Source organism: Mesorhizobium maamorense (assembly GCF_044998965.1).
Taxonomy (GTDB): Bacteria; Pseudomonadota; Alphaproteobacteria; order Rhizobiales; family Rhizobiaceae; genus Mesorhizobium.
On the sequence record NZ_CP173356.1, the window covers coordinates 5,992,841 to 6,013,023 of the forward strand.

Genomic DNA, 20,183 nt, shown 5'->3' on the forward strand with positions numbered 1-20,183 from the left:
CGAAACAGGCGCCAAGCATCGCCCGACTTGCCGAAAACTGCTTTGCGTTTTACGAAGCTTCCATGACTAAAGGCGAAAAACTGACGATCTTTCGCGCCGAGCGTCTGCCGCTCAAGGTGACGATGCTGGTGTTTTCCGGCTCGTCCATCATGTGCGTGGCCTCGGCGGTCGACCCGCTGCGCGCCGCCAACCGCATCTCCGGCGAGACATTGTTCGATTTCAAGCTGGTTTCCGTAACCGGCGAGGCGCCGGTCACCACTTGCGGCCTGCCAGTGGCTGTCAGCGGCCGCTTCGATGCGGCCGAGCCGACCGACGTTCTTGTCGTCGTCGCCGGTTTCGGCACGCAGAATTATGCGACGTCGGCTCTGCTCTCGGGCCTGCGCCGCGCTGCCCGTTCGGCGCGCGCCTGCGGCGGCGTCGAGGCCGGTACATGGCTGGTCGCGCGGGCCGGCTTGCTCGAAGGCCGCAGCGCCACCACCCACTGGGAAGACATGGAGGATTTCTCGTCGGCCTTTCCGGGCGTCGACGTCCGCCCGGACCGTTACGTCATCGACGGGCCGGTCTTCACCTCCGGTGGCGCCTCGCCCACCTTCGACCTGATGCTGCACCTCGTTCGCACCCGCCTCGGCATGGCCGTGGCGCTCGATGTGGCCAGCGTCTTCATCTACGATCAGGCCCGTGCGGCCACCGACGCTCAGCCCCTGGTCTCGCTTGGCCGGCTCGACGGCTATGATCCGCGCCTGGCGCAAGCCATCCGGCTGATGGAAGCGCATGTCGACCAGCCGTTGACGGTCGCCGCCGTGGCAAAGCGCGCCGGGGTTACGGCACGGACACTGGAGAGCATCTTCCGCAAGTCGATCGGCGAGACGCCCGGCGCCTACTATCTCAGGCTGCGCCTGGGCGCTGCGCGGCGGCTGGTGATCGACACCAGAGTGGCGATGGCCGACATTGCCGGGCGGACCGGATTTTCATCCGCCGCGGCATTTTCGAGGGCGTTTTCAAGAGCTTTCGGTGAAGCCCCGGTCAGGCTACGCCGGGGTTGATGTACATGTCGTCCAAAGTGGGAAGCGGTTGATCAGGCAGCGTTCTGCCGGTCGCCGCCACTATCGATCTGCGAGCGCATCTGTCTTGCCAGATGGGTCTCGAAACGGCTGGCAACGGCGCGGTCCCATTCGTTGGAGCGGCGCGCACCATCCTTCGGATGCGGCATTGCCATCAGCCGGTCGATGATCGACCCGGCCTCGCCATTTGAGAGCAGGGCGTCGATTTCACGTTCGTTCTGCATATCGGTTCGCCTCCTTCTTCCTCTCCCGCCACGAGCCCTTCTTATAGGAGATTCGTGACGGCAGTTTGAAGGCAAGAGAGAGGCGATTGGGGGGCGTCAGTGGGCAAAACCTTGTCTTCGGTTCCGCACTGGCGCAAAGCCGTTTCACCCGGTCTCGGCGCCACCCTCGTCCGCCCGCCGGCACCTTTCCCGTTCAATGGCGAAGAAGGTGGCAGGCAGATAAGCGCGACGCCGGGAACTTCTTCCCGCGAAGCGGCGTGGGTAAGCGGAACGGTGGCTGAACGAGCCGCCGCCCGCCTTTCATCCCTTACACGTAGCGGTTGACGATGTTTTCCAGCAGTTCCTGGCGGCCGGAGCGCGGCTGCGGTTCGATCTTCTTCTTCACCACGCGCTCGGCGATGTCCTCCAGCGTACGCTTGCCGGCAAGCATCGCTTTGGCCTCGGCGCTGTTCCAGCCCGCGTAGCGCTCGGCGAGCGGAGCCGACAGCGCCTTGTCTTCGACCATCTTGGCGGCCGCTTTCAGGCCGCGCGCGCAGGCATCCATGCCGCCGATATGGCCGATCAGCAGGTCCTGCGAATCGAGCGACTGGCGGCGCAGCTTGGCGTCGAAATTGGTGCCGCCGGTCTTGAAGCCGCCCGCCTGCAGAACCTGGTAGTAGGCCAGTGCCATCTCCGGCACGTTGTTGGGGAACTGGTCGGTGTCCCAGCCCGACTGGTAGTCGTTGCGGTTCATGTCGATCGAGCCGAAGACGCCGAGCGCATTGGCCAACGCCAGCTCGTGCTCGAAGGAATGGCCGGCGAGGATGGCGTGGCCCTGCTCGATGTTGAGCTTGACCTCCTTCTCCAGTCCGAAGCGCTTGAGGAAGCCATAGACGGTCGCGACATCGTAGTCGTACTGGTGTTTTGTGGGTTCCTGCGGCTTCGGCTCGATCAGGATCGTGCCTTTGAAGCCGATTTTGTGCTTGTAGTCGACGACGAGGTTGAGGAAACGGCCGGCCTGCTCCTGCTCGCGGGCAAGGTCGGTGTTGAGCAGCGTCTCATAGCCCTCGCGTCCGCCCCAAAGCACGTAATTCTCGCCCTTCAGCCGCTTGGTGACGTCGATGCAGCTCTTCACCGTCGCCGCCGCATAGGCAAACACATCCGGATCGGGGTTTGTCGCGGCACCCGACATGAAACGGCGGTGCGAGAACAGGTTCGCCGTGCCCCACAAGAGCTTGACGCCAGTCTGCTTCATCTTGGTGGCGAAATAGTCCGCGATCTCGTCGAGGCGCGCGGAACTTTCCGAAAAATCCTTGCCTTCGGGCCGCACGTCGGCATCGTGGAAGCAGAAATAGGGCGCGCCGAGCAGCGAGAACATCTCGAAGGCGACGTCTGCTTTCAGTTTTGCCAGTTCCATCGTGTCGATGCCGCCGGCCTTGGGGAACCACGGCCGATCGAAGGTCTGGCCGCCGAACGGATCGCCGCCCGGCCAGGCGAAGGAATGCCAGTAGGCGACGGCGAAGCGCAGATGGTCTTCCAGCCGCTTGCCGGCCACCAGCTCGTCCGGGTTGTAGAACCGGTAAGCCAGCGGATTGGCCGAATCCGGCCCCTCATATTTGATCTTCTTGATGTCGCCGAAAAAGCCGCTGCTCATGGATTTCCTTCCTCTCCGAAATGGCTCCGCCTGATTACCTCAGGCGTAATTGGTTCCGTTCGTCCGTTGGATGAAAAGGGTCATGTCAAAGCCAACGAAGGAGACAGATCATGACCGATCTCAACAAGATCGCCGAAAGCTACATCACCGCCTGGAACGAGAGCGACGCCGCGCGCCGTCAGGCGCTGCTCAAGGCGACTTTCACCGAAGACGTCAGCTATCGCGATCCCATCATGCAGGGCGACGGCCATGAAGGCGTCGCGGCGCTGATCGACGGCGTGCAGCAGCGCTTTGCCGGCTTCCGCTTCTCGCTGAAAGGCACACCGGACGGGTTTGCCGACAAAATCCGCTTTTCCTGGAACCTCGGCCCGGAGGGCACACCGTCCATCATCGAAGGCACCGATATCGGCGTCATCGAGAACGGCCGCCTGAAGAGCATCACCGGCTTCCTCGACAAGGTGCCGGCGCAGTGAGGCTTCACGGCTAAGGTAGGCGCCAGGCGCCCCCCTCTGGCCTGCCGGCCATCTCTCCCCTCAAGGGGGAGATTGGCTGATTTTTATACCTTCGCCAACCTCCGGCCTTGCAAGGCTAGCGTAGCCGCCAAAGCTGCCGATCTTCCCCCTAGAGGGGAGATGCCCGGCAGGGCAGAGGGGGCGCGTGGCGCCTGCTCACGCCGTTGCCGCCCTGATCGCCGGATAAAGCCCGCGGTAGCGCTGGTAGGCATCGGCAAATGCACCATCCAAGCCGGCATCCGGTTCGATCGTTGCATCGGTCCTCGGCGCCGTGCAGACATCGAGCGGATCAGTGTCCGTCGCTGCGATCAGGCCGAGCCGGGCGGCGCCGAAGGCGGCGCCGAAATCGCCGTCGGCGGGAATGTCGACAGGCAGCTGAAGCGCGGTGGCGATGGCCTTCAGCCAGTAGCGCGAGCGCGAGCCGCCGCCGATCGCCGTCACACGCATCAAGCTCGTGCCCGCAGTCTTCAACGCCTCGAGGCTGTCGCGAAAGGCGAAGGCCACGCCTTCCAGCACGGCCTGGGTCAGGACGGCGCGGCTCGATTCATGCGCCAGTCCGGTAAAGGAGCCGCGAATGACGGAATCATTGTGTGGCGTGCGCTCGCCCGAGAGATAGGGCAGGAAGGACACGCCGGTCGGCGCCTTCAGTGTATCGCCCAGTTCCGATGTCAACTCGCCTGCGCCCTTGCCGGTAATCTCGGACAGCCAATTGAGCGAATCGGTGGCCGACAGGATGACGCCCATCTGATGCCAGGTGTCAGGCAGCGCATGGCAGAAAGTGTGGACCGCGCTTGCCGGGTTGGGCAGATAGGAGGCATTGGCGGCAAACAGCACGCCTGACGTGCCCAGAGACACGAACGCATGGCCGGCACGGACCGTGCCCATGCCGCAGGCGGAAGCCGCATTGTCGCCGGCGCCGCCGGCAATCGGGATGCCGGCTTCGACGCCCCATTTCGACGCCAGCTCGCCGCGCAGCCCACCGGCCTTCTGCGTACCCTCGACCAGGGATGGCATGTGCTTTTCGTCGAGCGACGTGGCCGCGAGCAGGTCGGCGGACCAGCGCCGCTTCCCAACGTCGAGCCAGGAAGTGCCAGCCGAGTCCGACATTTCCGAAATATGTTCGCCGGTCAGCCACAGCCGCAGGAAATCCTTGGGCAGCAGCACCTTGGCCACTTTGGCGAAAATGGCGGGTTCGTTGTTCTTCACCCAGGCGAGCTTCGGCGCGGTGAAACCGGGAAAGACGATGTTGCCGGTCAGCTCGCGAAACCGCGGATCGGCGTCGAGCGCGGCTGCCTCGGCATGGCTGCGCGTATCGTTCCACAGAATGCAGGGGCGCAGCACCTTGTCAGAGGCATCGAGCAAGGTGGCGCCATGCATCTGACCGGATAGGCCAATGCCTTTCACCGCCGCGAACTGCCAGGGATGGGAGGCCTTCAGTTCGGCAATCGCGTCTTCGCAGGCGCGTAGCCAGTGGGCTGGATCCTGTTCGGACCAGCCGGGATGCGGCCGCGAAACGTCGAGCGCGCCATGGCCGGAACCGATGACGGTCTGTTCGGCATCGATCAGCAGCGCCTTGACGCCCGACGTGCCAAGGTCGAGGCCGAGATACATGTTTTCCTCCCTTGCCATTATTTTTTTCGGATCTCGAAAAAATCTGGCCGAGGCAGTTTTTAAGCCAAGATCCGCCGCGGGTCAATTCTCTGAAAATCAGCCGCGCATCACGAAAACAACGCCGACGGCGGGCTGTGTGGCCGCGCCAGCGTACGCGCCGCCACCAACACGCTTTGGAGGGTTGGCGAGACGCACGCCAAGGACCAATTCTGGCGCAATCAAAGCACAGCTCTGTCCGGCCCGTTTTCCAGTTCATCAACCATGACGGGCAGATTAGGCTTTGTAAAACGGAACGAATTGTGTCTTCATTGCGGCGTAGGGTGGGGGCTTGCAATCGCGAATCTTGGAGGGACGCGGTGCGGCGCTTTGAAAACAGGCTTCCGAATGGCGATTCGGAAGACATCGCTAAATTAGTTGTTCTGAAACGGCATATGCCGGTGATGTTTCTTCCTCGAATGCTTGGCGTTTTTGCCGCGACGTCGCTGGCGTTGCTGCCCAATTCCGCCGCCTTCGCCGCATGCCTGCTCGTTCCGACCGCCGGAAACGACACCTTCATCTGCGACAGCGGCGATTCGGGCGGGAGCCTCAACGATCTGAACGGCGACAACACGCTCACCTTTCCCGCCGGCGGCACCGGCCAGGTGAGCGGCAATGTCACCTTCGGCGTTGGTTCGGACCGCATCGACATGCAGTCCGGTACCATCACCGGCACGGTCGACCAGGGCGGTGGCGCCGATTTCTTCACCATCGGCGCTGGCACCGTCGTCGGCAATGTGCAGCAAGGCTCGGGCATCGACGACTTCAACATGAGCGGCGGCCAGATCGGTTCACTTAACCAGGGTGATGGCCTCGACACCTTCACCATGACGGACGGACGCATCGTCGATTTCTTCGACGACGGCGACCATGCGGTGATGACCGGCGGCCGCATCGGCCGCGTCAACATGAAGCTCGACCAGAACTACTTCAACATGTCCGGCGGCACCATCGACCGCAACCTGGTCACCGGCTTCGACAAGGACACGATCATCCTTTCGGGCGGCACGATCGGCGGCAACATCAGCGTCAGCGGCGGCAATGACAGCGTGACGATTACCGGCGGCACGGTCGGCGGCGACGTGCTGATGAGCTTCGGCGCCGACAGTTTCGTCTGGGACGGCGGCGGCATCATCTATGGCGCCGTCGACCTCGGCGCCGACAACGACACGGCAAAGCTGAGCAACCTGACCAATTCCAATATGGGCGGCGCCGACGCGCTGAATGGTGGCCTCGGCACCGACACGCTGAGTTTCGACAACGTCAAGCTCAAAGGCATCAGCCGGGTGCAGAACTGGGAGAGCATCGACGCCACCAACGACACCGAACTCACGCTGGACGGCAATCTGGTGCTGGGAGACAGCGGCACCGGCACGGGCTCGCTCAGCGTCGATGCGGCAAGCACGCTCTATGGCGGCGGCTTCAACGCGTCGATACAGGCCTTTACGGCGGGCCAGCTTGCGGACGTCGTCAATGCCGGCCGCATCGACCTGACCAATGGCAGTACAGGCGCGACGGATCGGCTGACGATTTCGGGCAATTACACCGGGCTTGGCGGCCTGCTGCTCATCCAGACGGAACTCGGCGATGATTCCTCGGCCTCGGACAGGTTGGTGCTGTCGGGCGGCACGGCTTCCGGCTCGACCGGCATCGGGGTGGTCAATGTCGGCGGCACGGGTGCCGAGACGACGCAGGACGGCATCATGGTCGTCCAGGCGGTCAATGGCGCCACCTCCAGCGCCAGCGCCTTCGCGCTCGACGCGCCGGTCGCGGCGGGCGCCTTCGAATATTATCTGTTCAAGGGTGGCGTCACCGCAGGCAGCGCGGAGAACTGGTATCTGCGCTCGTCGCTGATAACACCGACATCGCCGGCCGCGGCGCCGCCGGCGATCGGACCGACCGCGGCGCTCGAGCCCGAACCTCCGGCAGTCGAGCCGCCGCCGCCACCTTCCCAGCTGCCGCCGGTGCCCGTGCCGTCCGAAGGCGACGTCAACAATCCGCCGGTCGATCCGACGCCGCCGGTGCAGGCCAGCGATCCGGAGCTCCAGCCCCCGCCACCCCCGCCGGCGGCACCGGCGGCTGATCCGCCACCGCCGCCCCCGCCCGTCCCGACTGCGGTGCCCGATCTTCCGACGCCCGCGGCAGGGGAGGAGATCCTGCTCTACCGTGTCGAGGTCCCGGTCTATTCGGCGGTTCCGCCGGTGGCCGAGCATCTGGCGATGACGACACTTGGCACTTTCCATGAACGGCGAGGCGAACAGAGCCTGTTGTCAAACACCGAACTCTCTCCGGTCTGGGGCCGTATCTTCGGCCAGGACGCGAAGATGGGCTGGTCGGGAACGGTTTCGCCGTCGTTCGACGGCACCTTGTTCGGGTTCCAGGGCGGCTTCGACGTGTTTGGCCAGGAAACCGCTTCAGGTGGCGTCGATCGTGCCGGCCTGTTCATCGCCTATGCCACCATGAACGGCGATGTGCGCGGCCAGGCGCTGGGGCAGAACGATCTGGGCGTCGGCGACATCGATCTCGGCGGCACCAGCGTCGGCGGCTACTGGACCCGTATCGGTCCCGGGGGCTGGTACCTGGACGGGGTCGTCATGGCCACTTTTTTCAGCGGCGATGCGACCTCGACCCGCGACATCGGCATCGATGTCAAGGGAACCGGCGTCACCGCTTCGCTGGAAGGGGGCTACCCGATCGCGCTGGCGCAAGGCTGGACGCTCGAACCGCAGGCGCAACTGATTTGGCAGCATCTATCGCTCGACGATGCCGAGGATCGCTTCGCGTCGGTTTCCTTCGATCTCGACGACAACGTCACCGGACGCCTCGGCCTGCGCCTGCAGGGCGAGACGAAATTGAACGGCACCGCGCTGCAACCTTACCTCAAGGCCAATCTCTGGCACGGTTTCGGTGGCACGGATCACGTCAACTTCGACACCACCGACATCTCGACCGAAAGCCGCTCGACCTCGTTCGAATTCGGCGGCGGCGTGATCGCCAAGGTGACGGACAAGGTCAGCCTCTTCGCCACCGGCGACTACACCACCAATCTCGGCGGTGACAAGCGGCGCATCCTTGAGGGCAATCTCGGCGTCAGCATCAAGTGGTGAGACGGCGAAGCTGGCGCTGTTTTCGTGCGTAAAGTCGACGCCGCCCCTCATCCGCCGGCAGGCAGGTGAGGGGCAGCGCTAACGCTGTGCGTTGAGCGAATCCCCCTTGTTCAATTCCCTGAACGCATCGCCACTGTGGCGATGCCGGCGCCAACCAGCAGCGTGCCGCCGGTGCGGTTGAAGACGCGGATCGCCCTGGGGTTGCGCACAAGGTTGCGCGCTCGCGACGCGATCAGCGCGTAGCCGAAGGCGTTGGCGAAGGCGAGCGCCAGGAAGGTCGTCTCGAAGATCAGCATCTGCGTCCAGAAATCGGCGTGCCGGTCAAGAAACTGCGGCAGGAAAGCGACGAAAAAGGTGATGCTCTTCGGGTTGAGCGCGGTGACCAGCCAGGCATGCCCCGTCATCCTGGCGGAGGACACGGCATCGGTGCGGGGCTCGGCCTTGAGCGCGCCGCCGGCGCGGAACAGTTTTACGCCGAGATAGACCAGATAGGCGGCGCCGATCAGCTTCAGGATCGAGAAGACGGTGGCCGAAGCCGCCAGCAGGGCGCCGATGCCCAGCATCGACAAGGTCATCGCCGTGAAGTCGCCCAGCGCCACGCCGACAGCCATCGGCAGTGCGGTGCGCCAGCCCTGGCCGAGCGCATAGGACACGACCAGAAGGATGGTCGGTCCCGGAATGACTAGGAGGATGGTCGACGCGGCAGCGAAGGCGGCCCAGTTTTCGAAGGACATGCTCGTCTCCTTTGAGCTCAAAGAAGAGGATAAATCCTTCGGTCCAGGAGAATGTAAAGCGGTTTGTTTCTACCCCCGCCAACGGCAGTTCGGCGTCAGTCGAGCCGCCCGACAGGTTCACGATCTCGGCGAGAAGCTCGAGGTTGATCTTTCAGGTCTTGCACATGGAGGCCCCCGCTTTTGACACGCTGGCGCCGGGATCATGACCCGCCCGAGGTGATTTCGTGCAGGGCACGCTGGTTGGCGATACCGGAGAGGGCGTAATGGCGCCCAGTCTGTTCGCAAATGCAGGCAGCGCAAGGCCTTCACGCTTTATCAACCATGAATGATGAAAATGCCCGTCATCCGGCCGGACCGTGCTTCCCGCCGACAGCGTAGGGTTTGGGTACATGCGTGAGTTGCCGCAAGGTCTGACGCCGCCGCGAAACGGCGACGCAATCGAAACCGGTAGTCTTGTCTCCCGCCGCGCCGTTTTATCCGGGGCAGGGGCGTTGGCCTTGCTTGGCGCCGCCGGCTGCTCGATTTCGGGCGGCGGCCTGCCGGCGCTCGAGCTGGACGACACGGTCACCGGCTCGCTGCGGCCGATCCGGCCGAGCATCAGCGTCGACAAGAACATCACCAGCCCCGACCTGATGTACGCGTCCCTGAGCGACGGCGGCTTCAACGTGCCGGAGGTGCCCTACCTCAAGATCAAGCCGGAATTCCGCCGCCAGATCGTCGTCGACCAGACGGGCGAAGCGCCCGGCACCATCGTCGTTCATCTCAATGAGCGCATGCTCTACCTCGTCCAGCCGGGGGGCGACGCCATCCGCTACGGGGTCGGCATCGGCAAGGACGGCTTCCGCTGGTCCGGCCGCGCCAACATCCAGTACGGACGGGAATGGCCGACCTGGACCCCGCCGCCGGAAATGATCGCCCGCAAGCCGGAATTGGTAAAATGGCAGGGCGGCCAGCCCGGCGGCCTCACCAACCCGCTCGGCGCGCGTGCTCTCTACATCTATCAGGACGGCAAGGACACCGGCTACCGCATCCATGGCTCGCCCGAATGGTGGAGCATCGGCCAGGCCATGTCGTCGGGCTGTGTGCGCCTGATCAACCAGGACATCATCGACCTCTACAGCCGCGTTTCCAAGAAGAACCCGGTCGTCGTCGTCTAGCTCAAGCCTCACCTCGCGGCCGCTGGCGCGGCCGGTCGTTTCTGCCGTTGCGCGATGGCCAAAGACAGGCGAAGGTGCCTGAAATTCAATCGCCCGGGAGAATTTCACCAATGGCCGGAACTTTCGTCATCGCGCAGGGCGGCGGCCCGACGGCCGTCATCAACCAGACCGTGGTCGGGGCGACGCTGGAGATCCGCAAGCGGCATCCCGGCGCCAAGGTCCTGGGCTCCATCCACGGCGTGCGCGGTATCCGCGACGGCAATTATGTCGACCTTTCCGCCGTCCCGGAAGACCGCCTGCGGCTGATCGCCGGAACGCCGAGCGCGGCCCTTGGCTCGACGCGCGACAAACCGGATGCAGCCTATTGCGAGGTCGTCCTCGACGGCCTGAAGAAGGCCGGCGCGGATGCCTTCATCTATATCGGCGGCAATGACACGTCGGGCACGCAGCAGATCCTGACCGATGCCGCCGGCGGCAAGATCGCGTTCGTGCATGCGCCCAAGACCATCGACAATGATCTCGAGGAGAACGACCACACGCCGGGTTTCATCTCGGCGGCCGAGTTCGTCGCCGGCGCTTTCCTGTCCGTCGATCTCGATTTTCGCGCTCTGCCCGGCATCTATGTCGGCATCGTCATGGGTCGGCACGCCGGCTTCCTCACGGCCGCGGCCGCGGCTTGGCAGCTCGATCCCGACAGTGGTCCGCATCTCGTCTACGTGCCGGAGCGGCCGTTCTCGGCCACAGCCTTCATCGAGGACGTGCGCGCCACGCTCGACCGCCACAAGCGCTGCATCGTCGCCGTCTCGGAAGGGGTCAGCACCGCCGACGGCAAAGCGCTGGTTGAAAGCCTGGTGCCGCCGGAGAAGCTGGAGCGCGACCAGCATGGCAACGTCAAGCTATCGGGCAGCGACCTGCCGGCGGCACTTGAGCGGGCGCTCGCCGAAGGGCTGCCTGGCAAGCGCGCCCGCGTCGATGCGCTGGGCTACATGCCGCGCGGCTATGTCGGCGCCATCAGCGCCGTCGACGCGCAGGAGGCGTTCGACGCGGGAGCTTTCGCGGTCACCGTGGCCGAACAGGGCGGCGGCTCGGTGGCGCTGCAATATGACGGCACCAAAACCGTGCTGAAGAAGGTGCCGCTGAAGAACGTGGCCGGCAAGACCCGTCACATGCCTGAGAACTTCATGAAGCCGGACGCCAACCATCTGTCCGACGCCGGCATGGCTTACCTGAAGCGGCTGGTGCCGGAAAAATACAGGGTCGGAAAGCCCTTCGTCTGATGTCGGGACCATACTTGATCTCAGGCTCACACCTGATGCGAGGCTCACACCTGATGCCGGGCCGCTTCTGATGGAGAACTGGTTCAGCAGGAGCATCGTCGACGACAAGACGACCATGCTGACCGAGCCGTTCGTGCATGACTATGTGCGCGCCAACATCTGGCATCTCACCGGCCGGGACGCCGACCTCTTGGTCGATACCGGCATGGGCATCTGCCCGCTGGCGCCGGAGATCGAAACCCCGGCCGGTAAACCGCTCATCGTCGTCGTCACCCACATCCATCTCGACCATGTCGGCTCGCTGCATGAATTCGCGCTGCGCGCGGGACCGAGGATGAGCGCCGCGCAGTTCGAGAGCATGGATGAGGCGGCGACCTACGCCTACATGTTCCACGACCTCGACGGCGCCGTCTCGCAACTGCCGGCGCCGGGCTGGAAGGCTGCGGATTACAAGATCCCGCCAGCGCCGCTGACGCGCACCCTCGACGAGGGTGATGTCGTCGATCTCGGCGACCGCCGGTTCCGCGTGCTGCATCTGCCCGGGCATTCGCCGGATTCGATCGCGCTGTTCGACGAAGCAGACGGCCTGTTCTTCAGCGGCGACGCCATCTATGACGACCGGCTGATCGACGACCTGCCAGACTCGGACAAGTCGGTCTACTGCCTCACCATGCGGCGCTTGCTCGACCTGCCGATCCGCATCGGCCATGGTGGTCACGGCCCGAGTTTCGACGGCGAGCGCATGCGCGAGATCGCCTCGGCCTATCTCAGCCGAGCGGCTGGTCCATAAGCTGGCTCTAAAATTAAATCTTCGTAAGGTCGCCCGAAAACCCTAAATCGGGCCAATCCGCGCCCTAGATGCTGGTTTGTCGATCCGGCCGGCTGCCATGCGCGGCGAGACAGGCAATCCGGCTGTCGACAGCCGACGGGTGTTTTTCCCCGAACCATCCGCGGCCCAGGTTCAACTCTCGCCCGGACAGAACGACCATGTCACCCATAAGCATTCTTCGTAGACATCGCGTCGCGGCCCTGCTGGGCGCTGCGCTGATCATTTCTCCCATCGTGGCCTCCTTCGCCGAAAGCCCGAACGACGTCCGCAACGCCGTCGGTACGACACAGACTCCCGTAGCCGGCGTAGCGGCCCCGAACGGCTCCTTTGCCCCCATCGTGGCAGCCGACAAGCCGGCCGTGGTGACGGTTACGACCGTCATGAAGGGGCAACCGGACGCCATGAGCGATGCCTCGCCCCTGGACGGCGGCGGCTCGCCTTTCGACGATTATTTCCGCCAGTTCTTCGGCGACCAGGGCGTGCCCGGGCCGAAAGCGCCGCCGCAGCAGTCGCAGCGCGCCGAAGCGCTCGGATCCGGCTTTATCGTCGGCGCCGACGGCACCATCGTCACCAACAACCATGTCATCGACGGCGCGAGCTCGATCAAGGTGACGCTTGACGACGGTACAGAGCTTCCCGCCAAGCTGGTCGGCCGCGACGCCAAGAACGACCTTGCGGTGATCAAGATCAAGGCCGACAAGCCCCTGCCGACGGTGAAATGGGGAGATTCCGATAAGTTGATGCCGGGCGATCAAGTGCTGGCCTTCGGCAATCCGTTCGGCATCGGCACCACGGTCACCTCAGGTATTGTCTCGGCGCGCGGCCGCGACCTCCACAGCGGGCCGTTCGACGATTTCATCCAGATCGACGCGCCGATCAACCACGGCAACTCTGGCGGTCCGCTGGTCGATGTGAGCGGCAACGTCGTGGGCATCAACACCGCGATCTATTCGCCGAATGGCGGCAGCGTCGGCGTTGGCTTCGCCATTCCGTCCGACCAGGCGCAAAAGGTGGTCGCCAAGCTGATGAAGGGCGGCGAAATCGAATACGGCTATCTTGGCGTCCAGATCCAGCCGGTGACCCCGGACGTTGCCAGTGCCATAGGTCTCGATCACCCCGGCGGCGCATTGGTCTCCTCGGTCACCGAGGGCTCGCCGGCGGCCGCGGCCGGCATCCAGACGGGGGACCTCATCACCGGCTTCGCCGGCCAGGAGATAAAGGATCCCAAGGACCTGTCGCGTGCCGTCGCCGATGTCTCGCCCGGCAAGAAGGAAACGCTCGACGTCTGGCGCAATGGCAAAACCATGCAGCTTTCCGTCGACGTCGGCCGCAATGGCGACGATGCGCAGACCGCGTCGGTATCTGGTGATTCCGGCGCGCCGGGAAACGGGCAGGGCGCCCGCCTGCCGGCGATCGGGCTCGGCCTGATGGACATCACGCCCGATATTCGCCAGCAGATGAACCTCCCCGACAACCAGCGTGGCGCGGTGGTCGCCGCGGTCAATCCCGACAAGGCGGCGGCGGCTTCCGGCGTCCAGCCCGGCGACATCATTATCGCCGTCAACCAGATGCCGGTGAAGAGCGCCAGGCAGGCCACGCAGGCGATCGCGCAGGCCGGCAAGTCAGGCCGCAAATCGGTGCTGCTGCTGGTGGAACGAGGCGATGCCCAGATCTATGTCGCCGTGCCCTTCGCCAATGGCTGAGACATCGCGTTGACATGAATGCAGGGATGGCGGGCTTGTCGGTCGACGAGCCCGCCTCCCGGCCGGGGATTGACGCTTCAGGCCTTGAAATTCGAACCGCAAGGTAATACCTTCGGGAGACATGGTATTACCGAGGAACGAAGATGGCGACGACCGTTACAGCGAAGGGACAAGTGACCATCCCCAAACCGGTTCGCGATCTCCTGGAGATCGTCCCGGGAAGCAAGGTCGATTTCCGGCGCGCTGCCGATGGCAGCGTGGTGCTGACCCGTGCTGACAAAAAGCAACCGGCGAGCCGCTTCGCCAGGTTGCGAGGCCATGCCGGCGAGGGGCTCACGACCGACGCGATCATGGCGCTGACGCGTTCCGAACGGTGACGCTCGTCGACGCCAACGTTCTGCTCGACGTTGTTACGGACGATCCGAGCTGGGCGGATTGGTCGGTCGCCCATCTCGAGGCAGCGAGCCTCGATGGGCCGTTGTTGATCAATGATGCGGTCTATGCCGAGCTTGCCGTCCGCTACGCACGCATCGAGGATCTGGAAGCGTTTGTCGAGGCGGCCGGTCTAGAAATGGTTCCGATGCCAAGAGCAGCCCTCTTCCTTGCCGGAAAAGCATTTACACAATATCGCAGATCGGGAGGATCCAGGACCGGCGTGCTGCCTGACTTTTTCATCGGCGCCCACGCAGCCGTCGGACGCCTTCCGCTGCTGACGCGTGATGTCGGCCGCTACCGGACTTATTTCCCTTCTGTGACGCTGATCACTCCCTGAATGGCCGTCGGATTTCGCTCCAAAGCGTGTCGCATCGAAATGGGCTCATGCGACGCGCTTTAAGCGGCGTTGCAGACCGCCGAGCGCCGTCGGTCACGCCTCGATATCAAGCGCCGAAAGCGGCTTGGAGCAGCAGGCGAGAATGAAGCCGTCCTCGATCTCGTGATCGAGGATGCCGCCATTGTGGCTCATCTCGACCTCGCCCGAGAGCTTCTTGACCTTGCAGGTTCCGCACAGGCCGAATTCGCACGCGGCGGGGATTCTGACTCCCGAGGCGCGCGCCGTCTGCAGCACCGTCTGGCCGGCGACGCATGCGGCATCGACATCCGAAATCGAGAACCGGATCGGCGTCGCGGCTTCGACAGGAATGGCTGCGCCGTCTCCGGTCGGCGAGGCGAACGGCGCCGGGATTTCCTCCGCCAGAGGCGCTGCAAAGCTTTCCTGATGGTATTTCGCCATGTCGAAGCCGGCGGCTTCGAGCATGCCGCGCACGGCACGCATGAAGGGATCGGGGCCGCAGCAGAAGATTTCGCGCTCTCGGAAATCGGGCGCCAAAAGCGGCAGCCGGATGGCGTCGATGCGGCCCATATGGCCGAACCAGCCCTCCCGGCTCGACCGCTCCTCGATCATGAAGCCGAGCGACAGGCCGGGCATGCGGCTGCCGAGCAATTCCAGCTCCTTGCGGAAGATGATCTCTTCGGGCCGGCGCGCGCAGTTGACGAAGCCGACATCGGTCCATGGCGCGCAGTCGTTCAGCCAGCGCAGCATCGACATCATCGGCGTCACGCCGGAGCCGGCCGAGATGAACAGATATTTGGCTGCCGGGTGGCTGTGCAGCGAAAAGTCTCCGGCCGGCCCATACGCCTTGACGTGCGAACCAGGCCTCAAATGGTCGAACATCCAGCGCGTGCCGGTGCTGCCGGCCTGCGCCTTCACCGTCACCGCGATCGAGAACGGCCGCGAGGGCGAAGACGACAGCGTGTAGGTGCGCATCAGGGGCCCATCCGCTGTCGGCAGTTCCAGCGTCACGAACTGGCCCGGCTTGTAGCGGAACCAGGTCTGGTTATCGGAGCGGAAGGTGAAGGTCTTTACATCAGGCGCCTCATCGCTCACGCCGATCACTTCCAGCACCTGGAGCCTGTCGTTCCAGGGCGCCATCTGATCGAGATGGCGGTAGAGGCCGAGATCCGTCATCGCATTCATCCCTCACCTCTCAAGCAACGCTGCGCAGGGCCGGCCGGCCGTCTTCGGCGAGGCGCGGACCGATGAAACGCGCGTACCAGTCGACGAACTGGATGACGCCGCCTTCGTGCAGTTCGGAATAGGGGCCGGGTTCATAGGCCGGCGACAGGATGCCGAAGGCGTTTTCCTCGACGATGCGACGATCCTGGCCGTTGGTCTCGGTCCAGACATGGGTGAGTTCGGCAAGGTCGTAGTCGACGCCCTCGACCGCGTCCTTGTGAACCAGCCATTTGGTCGTCACCGCGGTCTCGGTGGCGCTGATCGGCAGCACGCGGAACGTGACGGCGTGGTCGCCAAGGATGTGGTTCCAGGTCGTCGGATAGTGATAGAGCAGCAAGGAGCCGATGCGGTCGGTGGCAACGCCGTCGGACAAGTTCTTCTTGACCGCGCGTTTTCCCGTCATCGTATAACTGACGGCATCGCGCAGCAGCGGCGCGCGGGTGGCACGGTACTGTCCGGCCGGGTCGATGCGGAACCTGCTCGGCAGGCCGGCCGCCTCGCACTTGGCCCAGTGCGCCAGCATCTCCGGGTCGCTGTCGGCGTCTTGCACGCCAGTCACGGTCGGCGCCTCCGGGAAGGTCTTGCAGAGCTCCGGATGGTTGCCGGCGCAATGATAGCATTCGCGGTTGTTTTCCCAGACCAGCTTCCAATTGCCCTTCTCGACGATGGTGCTCTCGAAGGCGACCTTTGCTTCGCGCAGCCGATGCGGCAGCAAATAGGGTTCGATCATCGTCCGCATCGGCGCGAAATCCGCCGGCTCGTCGGCGAGGCAAATGAAGATGTAGCCGCCGACGCTTTCGCAGGCGACCGGCTTCAGGCCGAACTGGCTCTTGTCGAAACCCTCGGCCATCTGCCTGGCGAACAGCAGCCTGCCGTCCAGTTCATAGGTCCACTGATGGTAGGGGCAGACGAGCTTCGCCGCCGTGCCCTTGTCTGTGTTGCAGACGCGGCTGCCGCGATGGCGGCAAGAATTGTGGAAGGCGTTGATGTTGCCCTTCTGGTCACGCACCAGCACCACAGGATAGTCGCCGATCTGCACGGTGATGAAGCTGCCGGGCCGGGGCAGTTCGCAATCATGGCCGATGAACAGCCAGTCGCGGTACCAGATCAGCTCCATGTCGAGCTTGAAGTAGTCGGGATCGGTATAGAAGGGCTGCTCGAGCGAGAAGCCGTCCCTGCGGCCTTGCAGCCGTTTCAGCATGTCGTTGCGCGCATCCATGTCCTGTCCTCGCATTGAAGTCCTGTCCTCGCATCGAAGGACTGAACGGAGGGGAGAGAGGAAGGATCAAGCCGCGCCGGCTTGCGCCGGACATGCACCATCCGCCTCTTGACCGCCCGCCGCGATCAGTCGAGTCCAACATCTCGGGCTGGTTTCCGGGCTCTGGAGCTGTCCTTGCGGACTGTCGCGACACCTTCCCAGGCCTTTGCCCAGTGGTCTCCCGTTGCGACCTGAACTCCACCACCGTTGCGGGGGCAGCGCCGGATTCTGACCGGCTTCCCAATTCTCCGCCTCGTCGTCACGCGGCGGCACCTGAGATGGCAGGATCTAACCATGATCGCCGGCTTGTCGTCGGCATGAAAACGACATCGCATCCATGCCGCGCGACACGCATTGGAAACAATGCGGCCGCCGTTGCAGGGGCAGAAAGCCTCAGGTCGCCGCCTCGGATTCCGTCTCGTGGCGGAGGTGACTATTAGCGTCCCCTAAAATCGAACCGAACGGTTCGTTTCTGTTGACGATGCGTGCAGGACGGTGTGAACACTGGGCCTTCGACACAGTTGGTGATCGCGCGACGTGTTTGCATAACCATCTGATACTAAACAGAAAAAAACGAATGTTGAAGGCTCTGGCACAATTTCAAGTGGTGGAAACTTGGTCCACACGGAAAAACTTCGTGATTGGAAATGGCGGTATGGCCTTCCCACATCGGGGCTGTCCGAACGACGCGATTTCCTCCCAAGACACGCCGCTAGACGGACGGAAAAATACTGGAGTATCAAAAAATGAAAAAGATCATTCTCACTGCCGCCGCCCTTCTGGCTGTTTCCGGCAGCGCCTTCGCTAGTAGCGACCATTATGGTTCGAATGCCCCTGCGGCCACCGCCGTCGACAGCTCGTACACCGCTTCGACCAAGAAGTCGGAACCGGCTGCCCAGACGCCTGTCCAGGGTGCCGATCGCAACCTCTTCGGCAACAACTAACAGCCGCTCTCCAGTTGACGGCGGGCCTTCCGCCGTCCTGGCGAAATTTGAGAATTCAGGAGACTTGAAATGAAGAAGATCGTTCTTGCTGCCGCCGCCGTCCTGGCCGTGTCGGGCAGCGCTTTCGCCGGCAGCGACAACTATGGCTCCAATGGCGCCAACCAACCTGCTGTCACCTCGGTCGACAACGCGCACACGGCTTCGGTCCAGAAGTCGGCGCCGTCTGCCCAAGCGCCTGTTCAGGGTGCCGATCGCAACCTCTTCGGCAACAACTAACAGCCGATCTCCAGTTGACGGCGGGCCTTCCGCCGTCCTGGCGAAATTCGAAAATTCAGGAGACTTGAAATGAAGAAGATCATCCTTGCTGCCGCCGCCGTTCTGGCGGTTTCGGGCAGCGCTTTTGCTGGCAGCGACAACTATGGCTCCAATGGCGCCAACCAGCCCGCGGCCACTTCGACCGACAGCTCATACACCGCTTCGACCAAGACGTCGGCTCCGGCTGCCCAGGCACCTGTTCAGGGTGCCGACCATAACCTCTTCGGCAACAACTAACAGCCGATCCTGCAGCAGATGGCGGGCAAGCCCGCCTCTGCGGTGGAATTTGAGAATTCAGGAGACTTGAAATGAAAAAGATCATCCTTGCTGCCGCCGCCGTCCTGGCCGTTTCGGGCAGCGCTTTCGCCAGCAGCGACAACTATGGCTCCAATGGCGCCAATCAGCCTGCCGTCACCTCGGTCGACAATGCGCACACGGCTTCGATCCGCGACAGCGGCTCGCCCGTCTACAAGCTGCTCAATTCGTCGGGCGATGTACACAAGTCCGCCCCTCAGGGCAGTGACCGGAATCTCTTCGGCCACTAACAGCCGAAGCTGACACCAAACAGGAGTGGCGGGCTTTGCCCGCCGCTCCTGTTTTTGCGTGACCGGCAATTAATTCATGGCCTGCTCTCAGGCCGCTTTCGCTTCCGTCTCGTGCAGCGCGAAGGATCGTCCATCCGCGTCGAAGATATGAAGGTCTCCGGCGTCGGCGCTCAGCCGCAGTGTCGCCCCGCGCTTGACCTCGACATTGCCCGGCAGCTTGGTCACCAGCGGCAGGTCGGCGCGGCCGATGTCGACATAGACGAGTTGCACCTCGCCGAGCTGCTCGACATAATCCACCGTTCCTTCGAACAGATAGTCCGTGCCGCCGGCGATCGTCAGGTCCTCCGGCCGCACGCCGAAGCTCACCGACGCGCCCTTGGCCGAGGCCGGCGTCGCGATCGGCACCGTAGCCTTGCGGCCGCCGACATGACTGATGACGGTCGGATTGCCCGATTTGTCGATGGTCGCCGGCAGGATGTTCATGGCCGGCGAGCCGATGAACTGGGCAACGAACAGATTGCCGGGTTTCTTGTAGAGTTCCATCGGCGTGCCGACCTGCTCGATATGGCCCTCCTTCAGCACCACGATGCGGTCGGCCAGCGTCATCGCCTCGACCTGGTCGTGGGTGACATAGATCATGGTGGTGTTGGGCATCGATTCCTTGAGCTTGGCGATCTCGATGCGGGTGGCGACGCGCAGCGCGGCGTCGAGGTTCGACAGCGGTTCGTCGAACAGGAACACCTTCGGGTTGCGCACGATGGCGCGGCCGATGGCCACGCGCTGGCGCTGGCCGCCCGACATCGCCTTGGGGAGGCGGTCGAGATAGTTGGTCAGCTGCAGGATCTCTGCCGCCTGGCGCACGCGCTTGTCTATCTCGGCCTTGCTTTCCTTGCCGATCTTCATCGAGAACGCCATGTTGTCGTAGACCGTCATATGCGGATAGAGCGCGTAGGACTGGAACACCATGGCGATGCCGCGTTTCGACGGCGGCACGTCGTTGACCACCTCGCCGGCTATTCTGAGCTCGCCCGAGGTGATCTCCTCGAGCCCTGCGATCGAGCGCAGCAATGTCGACTTGCCGCAACCCGACGGGCCGACGAAGACGATGAACTCGCCTGATTTGATGTCGAGGTCGATGCCGTGCAGAATGTTGAGATTGCCGTATGATTTCTTCACTTGCCTCAGCGTGACATCGGCCATGTTTCCCTCCAGTGGTCCCTAGA

Annotated in this window: 20 protein-coding genes and 1 riboswitch; of the genes, 13 read left to right on the forward strand and 7 right to left on the reverse strand. The window is 63.7% G+C overall.

Going from position 1 to position 20,183, the window contains the following annotated elements:
- The first annotated feature begins 62 nt into the window (after positions 1-62).
- On the forward strand, positions 63-1,043 hold the full coding sequence (locus tag ACIU1A_RS29990; protein ID WP_140491100.1) for a GlxA family transcriptional regulator: 981 nt from the start codon (positions 63-65) through the stop codon (positions 1,041-1,043).
- Positions 1,044-1,075: 32 nt separating this feature from the next.
- Here ACIU1A_RS29990 and ACIU1A_RS29995 read toward each other — a convergent pair whose 3' ends face one another.
- Both ACIU1A_RS29995 and xylA read right to left on the reverse strand, forming a co-directional pair.
- Complete coding sequence (locus ACIU1A_RS29995; protein WP_140491096.1) at positions 1,076-1,285, reverse strand: hypothetical protein; 210 nt, start codon at positions 1,283-1,285, stop codon at positions 1,076-1,078.
- A gap of 307 nt (positions 1,286-1,592) precedes the next feature.
- Positions 1,593-2,918, reverse strand: coding sequence for a xylose isomerase (gene xylA / locus ACIU1A_RS30000; RefSeq protein ID WP_140561821.1), 1,326 nt, complete (start codon positions 2,916-2,918; stop codon positions 1,593-1,595).
- Between the two features lie 110 nt (positions 2,919-3,028).
- Here xylA and ACIU1A_RS30005 point away from each other — a divergent pair, with 110 nt between their 5' ends.
- Positions 3,029-3,391 carry a nuclear transport factor 2 family protein gene (locus ACIU1A_RS30005; RefSeq protein WP_140525794.1) on the forward strand — a complete coding sequence of 121 codons (363 nt, stop codon included), beginning with the start codon at positions 3,029-3,031 and terminating at the stop codon, positions 3,389-3,391.
- A gap of 195 nt (positions 3,392-3,586) precedes the next feature.
- On the opposite strand, the gene xylB is transcribed toward ACIU1A_RS30005, so the two are convergent.
- Complete coding sequence (xylB, locus tag ACIU1A_RS30010) at positions 3,587-5,041, reverse strand: xylulokinase (protein ID WP_140517792.1); 1,455 nt, start codon at positions 5,039-5,041, stop codon at positions 3,587-3,589.
- Positions 5,042-5,481: 440 nt separating this feature from the next.
- Here xylB and ACIU1A_RS30015 point away from each other — a divergent pair, with 440 nt between their 5' ends.
- Complete coding sequence (locus ACIU1A_RS30015; RefSeq protein WP_404925972.1) at positions 5,482-8,184, forward strand: autotransporter outer membrane beta-barrel domain-containing protein; 2,703 nt, start codon at positions 5,482-5,484, stop codon at positions 8,182-8,184.
- A gap of 110 nt (positions 8,185-8,294) precedes the next feature.
- Here ACIU1A_RS30015 and ACIU1A_RS30020 read toward each other — a convergent pair whose 3' ends face one another.
- Positions 8,295-8,918, reverse strand: coding sequence for a LysE family translocator (locus ACIU1A_RS30020; RefSeq protein WP_404925973.1), 624 nt, complete (start codon positions 8,916-8,918; stop codon positions 8,295-8,297).
- 389 nt (positions 8,919-9,307) lie between these two features.
- On the opposite strand from ACIU1A_RS30020, the gene ACIU1A_RS30025 reads away from it, so the two are divergent.
- The 6 genes from ACIU1A_RS30025 (at position 9,308) to ACIU1A_RS30050 (ending at position 14,656) form a co-directional block, all read left to right on the forward strand.
- Positions 9,308-10,075, forward strand: a complete 768-nt coding sequence (locus ACIU1A_RS30025; protein WP_404925974.1) for a L,D-transpeptidase — start codon at positions 9,308-9,310, stop codon at positions 10,073-10,075.
- Between the two features lie 110 nt (positions 10,076-10,185).
- On the forward strand, positions 10,186-11,352 hold the full coding sequence (locus ACIU1A_RS30030) for a diphosphate--fructose-6-phosphate 1-phosphotransferase (protein ID WP_404925975.1): 1,167 nt from the start codon (positions 10,186-10,188) through the stop codon (positions 11,350-11,352).
- A gap of 70 nt (positions 11,353-11,422) precedes the next feature.
- Complete coding sequence (locus ACIU1A_RS30035; protein ID WP_404925976.1) at positions 11,423-12,142, forward strand: MBL fold metallo-hydrolase; 720 nt, start codon at positions 11,423-11,425, stop codon at positions 12,140-12,142.
- Between the two features lie 197 nt (positions 12,143-12,339).
- On the forward strand, positions 12,340-13,884 hold the full coding sequence (locus ACIU1A_RS30040) for a DegQ family serine endoprotease (protein ID WP_404925977.1): 1,545 nt from the start codon (positions 12,340-12,342) through the stop codon (positions 13,882-13,884).
- Positions 13,885-14,027: 143 nt separating this feature from the next.
- Positions 14,028-14,261 (forward strand): AbrB/MazE/SpoVT family DNA-binding domain-containing protein, encoded by a 234-nt coding sequence (locus ACIU1A_RS30045; RefSeq protein WP_140501232.1) that lies wholly within the window; start codon positions 14,028-14,030, stop codon positions 14,259-14,261.
- The gene (locus tag ACIU1A_RS30050; protein ID WP_404925978.1) at positions 14,258-14,656 is read left to right on the forward strand and encodes a type II toxin-antitoxin system VapC family toxin; all 399 of its coding nucleotides are present in this window, start codon (positions 14,258-14,260) and stop codon (positions 14,654-14,656) included. The genes ACIU1A_RS30045 and ACIU1A_RS30050 overlap by 4 nt, the downstream gene beginning before the upstream one ends.
- Before the next feature lie 93 nt (positions 14,657-14,749).
- Here the strand turns inward: ACIU1A_RS30050 and ACIU1A_RS30055 are convergent, their stop codons facing one another.
- Both ACIU1A_RS30055 and ACIU1A_RS30060 read right to left on the reverse strand, forming a co-directional pair.
- Entirely contained in the window at positions 14,750-15,850 is a 1,101-nt protein-coding gene (locus ACIU1A_RS30055; RefSeq protein WP_404925979.1) for a 2Fe-2S iron-sulfur cluster-binding protein, read from the reverse strand.
- Positions 15,851-15,869: 19 nt separating this feature from the next.
- A complete protein-coding gene (locus ACIU1A_RS30060; RefSeq protein ID WP_140625482.1) occupies positions 15,870-17,117 on the reverse strand; it encodes an aromatic ring-hydroxylating dioxygenase subunit alpha in 1,248 nt (415 codons plus the stop codon).
- Between the two features lie 128 nt (positions 17,118-17,245).
- Positions 17,246-17,448, reverse strand: a riboswitch (cobalamin riboswitch).
- Positions 17,449-17,902: 454 nt separating this feature from the next.
- On the opposite strand from ACIU1A_RS30060, the gene ACIU1A_RS30065 reads away from it, so the two are divergent.
- The 4 genes from ACIU1A_RS30065 to ACIU1A_RS30080 all read left to right on the forward strand — a co-directional run bounded on the left by ACIU1A_RS30065 (position 17,903) and on the right by ACIU1A_RS30080 (position 18,960).
- Positions 17,903-18,100: a DUF680 domain-containing protein gene (locus ACIU1A_RS30065; RefSeq protein WP_140501224.1), complete on the forward strand. Its 198-nt coding sequence runs from the start codon at positions 17,903-17,905 to the stop codon at positions 18,098-18,100.
- A 69-nt stretch (positions 18,101-18,169) separates the two neighbouring features.
- On the forward strand, positions 18,170-18,376 hold the full coding sequence (locus ACIU1A_RS30070) for a DUF680 domain-containing protein (protein ID WP_140525616.1): 207 nt from the start codon (positions 18,170-18,172) through the stop codon (positions 18,374-18,376).
- 69 nt (positions 18,377-18,445) lie between these two features.
- Positions 18,446-18,652, forward strand: a complete 207-nt coding sequence (locus ACIU1A_RS30075; RefSeq protein WP_140880682.1) for a DUF680 domain-containing protein — start codon at positions 18,446-18,448, stop codon at positions 18,650-18,652.
- 71 nt (positions 18,653-18,723) lie between these two features.
- Positions 18,724-18,960 carry a DUF680 domain-containing protein gene (locus tag ACIU1A_RS30080; protein WP_140501218.1) on the forward strand — a complete coding sequence of 79 codons (237 nt, stop codon included), beginning with the start codon at positions 18,724-18,726 and terminating at the stop codon, positions 18,958-18,960.
- An 87-nt stretch (positions 18,961-19,047) separates the two neighbouring features.
- Here the strand turns inward: ACIU1A_RS30080 and ACIU1A_RS30085 are convergent, their stop codons facing one another.
- Positions 19,048-20,160, reverse strand: coding sequence for an ABC transporter ATP-binding protein (locus ACIU1A_RS30085; RefSeq protein WP_140501216.1), 1,113 nt, complete (start codon positions 20,158-20,160; stop codon positions 19,048-19,050).
- Positions 20,161-20,183: the final 23 nt, after the last annotated feature.